General features: G+C 42.9%; 6 protein-coding genes. 1 reads left to right on the top strand and 5 read right to left on the bottom strand.

Annotated elements, in window-relative coordinates; genetic code table 11:
- The first annotated feature begins 157 nt into the window (after positions 1-157).
- Positions 158-460, top strand: coding sequence for a hypothetical protein (locus B3Q46_RS13025; RefSeq protein ID WP_286716130.1), 303 nt, complete (start codon positions 158-160; stop codon positions 458-460).
- A gap of 36 nt (positions 461-496) precedes the next feature.
- Here B3Q46_RS13025 and B3Q46_RS13020 read toward each other — a convergent pair whose 3' ends face one another.
- The 5 genes from B3Q46_RS13020 to B3Q46_RS13000 all read right to left on the bottom strand — a co-directional run bounded on the left by B3Q46_RS13020 (position 497) and on the right by B3Q46_RS13000 (position 6,689).
- Positions 497-1,864, bottom strand: coding sequence for an amidohydrolase family protein (locus B3Q46_RS13020; RefSeq protein ID WP_286716129.1), 1,368 nt, complete (start codon positions 1,862-1,864; stop codon positions 497-499).
- A gap of 25 nt (positions 1,865-1,889) precedes the next feature.
- Positions 1,890-2,810, bottom strand: a complete 921-nt coding sequence (locus B3Q46_RS13015; protein WP_159123035.1) for an ABC transporter permease — start codon at positions 2,808-2,810, stop codon at positions 1,890-1,892.
- A gap of 24 nt (positions 2,811-2,834) precedes the next feature.
- Complete coding sequence (locus B3Q46_RS13010) at positions 2,835-3,929, bottom strand: ABC transporter permease (protein WP_286716126.1); 1,095 nt, start codon at positions 3,927-3,929, stop codon at positions 2,835-2,837.
- Positions 3,930-3,944: 15 nt separating this feature from the next.
- Positions 3,945-5,546, bottom strand: coding sequence for an ABC transporter ATP-binding protein (locus B3Q46_RS13005; RefSeq protein ID WP_286716124.1), 1,602 nt, complete (start codon positions 5,544-5,546; stop codon positions 3,945-3,947).
- Between the two features lie 111 nt (positions 5,547-5,657).
- The gene (locus B3Q46_RS13000) at positions 5,658-6,689 is read right to left on the bottom strand and encodes a BMP family ABC transporter substrate-binding protein (protein ID WP_228761304.1); all 1,032 of its coding nucleotides are present in this window, start codon (positions 6,687-6,689) and stop codon (positions 5,658-5,660) included.
- Between the last annotated feature and the right edge of the window lie 662 nt (positions 6,690-7,351).

Raw genomic sequence — 7,351 nt, 5'->3', positions numbered from 1 at the left:
TTATCAAAAACTTCATTGATGACTTTATTCTCGATAAAAATCATCTGCTACCACAGAGAATCTATAAATAATAGTGCGTAAGTCCTAAAGATATACCCTGAATGAAAAAAATATTTATCTCAGTGCGCTTAAGCCAGCGATTGGAAAATTTTTATTTGTGATCAAGCATGACCTGTTTGAAAGTACTGAACATCAGGTTGAAGCCTGCTTTAAGGATAGTACGACCTTGAGTCATTTTAAAACTGCCATGCAAGGTGGAGATCTTAAAAATGATATTCCGATCAAGGCGCTTGAAGAATGGTTAAAAGGCTTACAGTTAACATTGCAGAAATTAAAAGCTAAAAGTAACAACCTTCAGGCTGATGGTCTGACCTATGAAGTAATTAAGGTCGGTCAGATCCATCATAAAAGACTGCCTAACTTTCTCGAAGCCTTTTTATCCATTCTGGAGCATAAATAAGCCTGTTTAAAGTTAGGGTTAGTTTTTAAACTTTATTTACAGGCGCTGTAATTCATTAACCGCACTTCCCTGTTCTGCGAGCCATTTTGCGCGTCGCTGGAACAAGGCTGGAGCAGCCTGATTGACCTGATCAATTAAGATTTGCAGATCAGCACGTACCAGTTTTCGGTTTTCTACTACTATCTGACCGTTCACCATGGTCATATGCACATCTTGTCCTTGGACTGCATGCACCAGATTGGTATGTAAATTAAATAGTGGTCCCTGATTAATTAAAGGCGTCATTCTCGATGTCGCAAGATCTACCGCAATAATATCAGCAAATTTCCCAGCTTCTAGCGAACCAATCTGATCCTGCATGCCTAAGGCTTTGGCACCTGTCCGAGTTGCCATCTGACAGACAGACCATGAATCCAGTGCTGCAGCATCCAGACCGGAAAACTTCGCCAATAATGAAGCAGTTTTCATTTCTTCAAACATGTCTAAATTATTATTTTCTTTCTCGCCATCAGTACCTAATCCTACAGCAATGCCATGTTTAAGCATTTCCGTAATGGGGGCGGCGCCAGATGCCAGTTTCATATTCGATATCGGGTTATGTGCGACACCAACATTATAGTGTTTTAAAATTTCGATCTCTGCTGAATTGGCCCAGACACAATGCGCTAACAGGCATTGAGGTACATCCAGCATGCCCAATTGTTCCAGCGTCTGGATCGGGCGCACGCCATAACGTCGAAGGTTTTCTTCAACATCAAACTTGCTTTCGTTGCTATGCGTGTGAAAACCCGTCTGATATTCATGACACATTTTCTGGATACGTGCCAAGGCTTTTTCTTCAGCATAAAACAGATGTTCCAAGCCAACCCAGACCTGAATTCGCCCATTTGCAGCTTGATGCCATTTTTGAATTAAAGCTTCATTACTATTGAGGGTTTCAAAATAGTTGTGATCTGGATGTTCAGCCACATATGGCACCAGCACTGCACGTATACCGAGTTGCTGTGCGGCCTCAGCACTACCTTCCATATAACGCCACATATCCACAATGGTAGTCGTGCCGGATAGCAGCGCTTCGGCATAGCAGAGATAAGAGGCAATTTTGGAATCTTCGGGAGTCACTACCCGATGCATCGGGTCAATAAACTGTTGCAACCAGTCCCAGACTGGCAAACCCTCAGCTGTACCGCGTAGCAGGCCTGAGTGGCAGTGGGTATTAATCAAGCCCGGCATCAATAAACTTTTAGGATACTGGGTAACTGCAGCTTCAGGATATTGCTGAGTTAATTCCTGTAATGTTCCTACCTGCTTAATAAGAGCACCATCAATCAGGATGGCACCATCTTTAATACAGTCCAGGTTGGAGTTCATGGTCAGGACATAATCTGCGCTTATAATTTTCATAAAGTAATTCCTGAGATTTGTCCGATTAAGGGCTAAAGGTTTTGCCGAGTGACGCTGGTAAATTGAGTTTCAATAACTTCTTGTCACGTGAAATGAGGACTAAGACGACAATGGTTGCGATGTATGGCAATGCCGATAACAGTTCATTCGGTACTTCTAGACCCAGCGCTTGGGCATGAAACTGCAAAATCGTTACACCACCAAATAGATATGCACCCAACATCAAGCGCGTTGGTTTCCATGCAGCAAAAACCACTAATGCAATTGCAATCCAGCCACGTCCTGCGACCATATTTTCAATCCACATTGGGGTATAAACCGTAGATAAAAATGCACCACCAATACCAGCCATTGCACCGCCAAACATGACTGCACCATAGCGAATCGCTAGCACGTTATAGCCCATGGCATGTGCACTTTCTGGAGATTCCCCAACAGCTTTCAGTAACAGGCCTAAACGGGTTTTACTCAGTACCCACCACACCAGCACAAAAGCAAGAATGGACAGATACACCACATAGTTTTGCTGGAACAGGACTGGCCCTATGAATGGAATATCAGCGAGTCCCGGAATTTTTAGGTTTTCCAGACCCGGTAAGGCCGTACTGACATAATTCTGTCCTAGAAAGGCAGAAATCCCGATCCCAAAAATAGTGAGTGCCAGACCACAGGCGGATTGATTGGTGCTTAAAGATAAGGTAAAAAATGCAAAAATTAGTGCCATCAATGTGCCTGCCAATCCGCCCATAAATAAGGCGCTGGCGACACTGGCTTCATACTGGCTAGCGAAAGCAAATCCAGCAATGGCACCGACCAGCATCATGCCTTCTACCCCAAGATTGATGACACCGGTACGCTCTGCTACCAGCTCACCCAGCCCGGCAAAGATCAATGGCGTTGCCGCAGCGACAGTTCCGGCAACAATTGCGGTTAATTCAATACTCATGTTGTTATCCTTCTTCTGTCTGGATCAGGCTGCTTGCGCAGTGGTCATGGTTTTTTTGATTTTCTTTTTGGTAAAACGGTAGCGGTTTTCAATCAGGGCATCTGAAGCCAACAGGAAAAATAAAAGCAGGCCCTGGAAAATTCCGGTAATCGCGACTGGGAGTTGCAACTGCATTTGTGCCAGTTCGCCACCTAAATAGATCAGCGCCATCAGGAAACCTGAAAGTACGATTCCAATTGGATTTAGTCGGCCCAGATAAGCCACAATAATGGCTGCATAACCATAACCTGGTGAAATATTCGGATTGAGCTGGCCGATTGGACCTGCAACTTCACAGATTCCGGCAATCCCCGCCATCAGACCTGAAATTCCCAAACTTAACCAGATGGCTTTTTTTGCTGAAAATCCTGCATATTGAGCTGCCAAAGGTGCCTGACCACTGACTTCCAGTTTATAAGCCATCAGACTCTTACGGATAAAAACCCAGAACAGCACCACTGCGATGATCGTGATAAAAATTGAGGCGTTAATCCGTGTGCCTTCCATAATCAGCGGCAGGGTCGTGCTTTCCGAGAACATTAAGGATTGTGGAAAGTTCATGCCATCTGGATCACGCCATGGACCATTGACCAGATACATCAGCAGGAAAAATGCCACATAGTTCATCATTAAGGTGGTCAAGGTTTCTTGCGCATTAAAATGGGTTTTTAGCAGCGCTGGAATCAGGCCCCAAATTGCACCACCAATCGCACCCATAATCACCATTAAAGGTAAAATCCACCAGCCGATCTGCTCATGAAACAGGATGGCAATACCACCGCCAAAGATGGCCCCCATAGCCAACTGCCCCTCAGCACCAATATTAAACAGACGGGCACGAAACCCAACAGCCAGACCCAAGGCAATTAAAATCAGCGGACTGGCTTTAATTATCAGTTCACTCAGATTATAGACTGAAGTCAATGGCTCAATAAAAAAGATATATAAAGCCTGAGCAGGATTCACTCCAAGCATTAAAAACAATAGGCTACCTACCGCCAGCATGGCGAGTAATGCAAGCACAGGTGAGAGCCATTTCATTAATTGAGAAGGATGTTCTCTAGGTTCTAATAAATGCATATTTACACCTCTTCTCTACGCATGCGCTTCATGGACAGGCTCGGATTCAGCCAATATTGCTGGATTTGCCTGAATACCTGACATGAGCAGGCCAATCTGTTCTGCATTGGTATTTTTAGCCGGGACAGGTGCAGACAGCTTTCCACCAGCCAGAACACAAATCTGGTCGCTAATTTCAAACAGTTCTTCCAGCTCTTCTGAAATCACTAAAATCGCAACGCCTTGGCGGGAAAGATCAATCAGGGTTTGACGGATAAACATCGATGCGCCGACATCAACGCCCCAGGTTGGCTGGGAAATAATTAATACTTTCGGCTGTTGCAGGATTTCACGCCCTACAATAAATTTTTGCAGATTCCCGCCCGAAAGGCTGCGCGCTTCCGCTTGTGGCCCTGCGGCTTTTACTCCGAATTTTTCGATACATTGCTGGGCAAAAGCGACAGTTTTCTCAAACTGGATAAAGCCCCATTTGTTTAAACCCTGACGAAAAGCAGTTAATAAAGTGTTTTGTGCCAATGTCATATTCGGCACAGCACCACGCCCTAAACGCTCTTCCGGAACAAAGCCCAAGCCTAGATCACGTCGCTGACCTGCACTGAGTTCAGAAATGTCATGATCTAATAGAAAGACTTGACCTTTTTTCGCCGTTTGCTCACCGGAAAGCAGAGCCAGTAATTCAGATTGACCATTACCCGAAATACCAGCAATGCCCAGAATTTCACCGGAATTTAGGTTGAGTTGAATATTGGATAAGGACACACCAAACGGATCATCAGTTTCGTAATTCAGGTTTTTTACCTGAAACAGCGTGCGATGTTCGCCTGTATATTCAACATGCGCATACGTCGGCAATTCCCGGCCAATCATTAATTTGGCCAGTTCACTGGTAGTGTTTTCAGAAGGCAGTACATAGCCGGTGACTCTACCATTACGCAGAATCGTTGCTTCATCACAGAGTTCTTTGATTTCATGCAATTTATGGCTGATATAAAGAATTGAGACACCTTGCGAAGCCACCAGTCGCAAAGTTTTAAATAACTGACGTACCGCTTGTGGAGTTAAGACTGAAGTTGGTTCATCTAAAATGAGTAAGGAAGGATTTTGGAGTAGACAGCGGATAATTTCGACCCGTTGTCGCTCACCAACCGATAAAGAAAAAACTTCACGCCGTGGATCTACCGGCAAGCCATATTGTTCTGATACTTGAGTAATTTTAGCCGCTAAGCTTTTTAAATCTATTTTCTCATCCAAACCTAATAAAATATTTTCAGCCACAGTCATGGTTTCAAACAGTGAGAAATGCTGGTACACCATGCCAATCCCCAGTTTTCTGGCCATCGACGGACTTTCTATCTGTACTTTTTTGCCATTCCAGACGATATGACCGCTATCTGCTTTGGTGGCGCCGTAGATGATTTTCATCAAGGTGCTTTTACCAGCACCGTTTTCACCCAAGATGGCATGAATTTGCCCAGGTTGGACTTTTAAATGAATACTGTCATTTGCTTTCAATGAGTTATAGCTTTTGCTGATATTAATCAGCTCCAGTCGTGGAATTTGCTGCTCATTGAGCGATGACGTTTCGATGTCATTTGACATGTGAGGCAGATCGCTCATAACTCAGTCTCCACTCATTTTGGCCCAGTCCATAAAGTGATTCATGGACTGGGGGATGGTTTTTCAGGATTTACTTTCTTTTATTTTTAAGTCATACACATAGTGAAAGAATTATTTAGGTAATGAACCTTCAACCCCTTTCACATAGAAGTTCATTTTTCCAAGCGCTTCATCTGTCATTTTGCTGCCTTTGGTAATCACCAAAGTTCCATCCTGTTTATAGATTGGACCCTGGAATGGATGTAATGTGCCTTTATGAATCGCACTTTGTGCATTTAAAGCGGACTGTTTCACCTTGGCAGGAACAGCAGGCCCGAAGTTTTCAATTTTCACTGCATCCTGTTTTACGCCATACCAGAGAGCGGCAGGTTTCCAGGTTTTATTAGCCACTTGCTGCATCGCTGGGGTATAAATTTTTTCCCAGTGCAATACTGAAGCAGCCAGATGTGCTTTAGGACCAAATTTGCTCATGTCTGAATCCCAACCAAAGGCATAAACGCCTTTTTGTTGAGCCGCTTGCACAACTGCTGGAGAATCTGTGTTTTGCATCAGCACATCAGCTTTTTGAGAAATCAGCGCCAAAGCCGCATCACGTTCTTTACCCGGGTTAAACCATGAGTTCACCCAGATCACTTTGGTTTTGACTTTAGGATTGACGCTTTGTGCACCCAAGGTATAGGCATTAATATTACGAACCACTTCCGGGATCGGGAATGAAGCTACAACGCCCAAAGTATTAGTTTTAGTGGTTTGCCCTGCCACTACACCCAGCATGTAAGCACCTTCATAGGTACGCACATCATAGATGCCTAGGTTTTTCCCCTGCTTATAACCGGTCGCGTGCATGAATACGGTATTGGGGAACTGTTTCGCGACTTTTTCCATCTGGTTCATATAGCCAAATGAAGTTGCAAAAATCACTTTATTGCCCTGCTGAGCCAGATTACGAATCACACGTTCAGCATCGGCCGTTTCAGGTACATTTTCGATATAAGTCGTTTTGAATTTTCCGCCCAGAGCTTTTTCAGCTTTAATACGCCCCTGATCATGTGAATATGTCCAGCCATGGTCACTGGTTGGTCCAATATAGACAAATGCAGCTTTATCGACTGCAAAGCTCTGACTGCTGATCCCCAAACCCATAATTGCAGCCGCAATTACAGGCAGTGAAAATTTTTTCATTATCTTTTTATGTTTGGACATATTCAGCATAAATTGCCTCCGTGAATGCCATTTGAGTTTTATAAATAGCGGCTTTAAAAGATCTGAATCGACATCAAAAATTTTACTGATTGCTATATTTCTATTAATTAGCAACTTCTATTCCAATTCAGTTCAAAAAATAGAACAGGTGGATTGCAAGACACTTATAATTTTTAGAATGATCTGTTCTTTTATTTATTTTTATTAATTACAGAGGTTTAGAAAAAATTATTGAGTATAAAAAAGTTGAACAGTTAAGAATATAAGCCGAGAAATATAGATATCAATCTAAGACAATGAGTAAAGTTGCTAGAAAACCAAGCTCAGCTCAAGGTTGAGAAATTAATAAAATTGAAAATTTAAAAATTCTTGTGATTTTCTTTTGATCTGCGCTAGATAAGTGCGTCAGCTCTAAATCGTGTGCGCCAATAAATGGCTTATAATTGGCAATGCACTGAATGAATAAAATGGATTTTTAAAAATAGAAAATTAAGGAAAGTATTTCTAGAAAATAGAGACTGGATTGCAGGGTTTTAAATTGAGCCTACAATCCAGAAAATCTGTTTTTATGGTCTTATAAATAGGGTGTGTTGACACTTTTA

Origin of the sequence: Acinetobacter sp. UBA2581, from assembly GCF_002339435.1 — a bacterium.
GTDB classification, from domain to species: Bacteria; Pseudomonadota; Gammaproteobacteria; order Pseudomonadales; family Moraxellaceae; genus Acinetobacter; species Acinetobacter variabilis.
This window is presented reverse-complemented; position numbering and strand designations above follow the sequence as displayed.

Excerpts from the sequence above, each read along its gene's own strand:
- B3Q46_RS13020 (WP_286716129.1), bottom strand. The coding sequence starts at position 1,864 with ATGAAAATTATAAGCGCAGATTATGTCCTGACCATGAACTCCAACCTG.
- B3Q46_RS13015 (WP_159123035.1), bottom strand. The coding sequence starts at position 2,810 with ATGAGTATTGAATTAACCGCAATTGTTGCCGGAACTGTCGCTGCGGCA.
- B3Q46_RS13010 (WP_286716126.1), bottom strand. The coding sequence starts at position 3,929 with ATGCATTTATTAGAACCTAGAGAACATCCTTCTCAATTAATGAAATGG.
- B3Q46_RS13005 (WP_286716124.1), bottom strand. The coding sequence starts at position 5,546 with ATGAGCGATCTGCCTCACATGTCAAATGACATCGAAACGTCATCGCTC.
- B3Q46_RS13000 (WP_228761304.1), bottom strand. The coding sequence starts at position 6,689 with ATGGGTTTGGGGATCAGCAGTCAGAGCTTTGCAGTCGATAAAGCTGCA.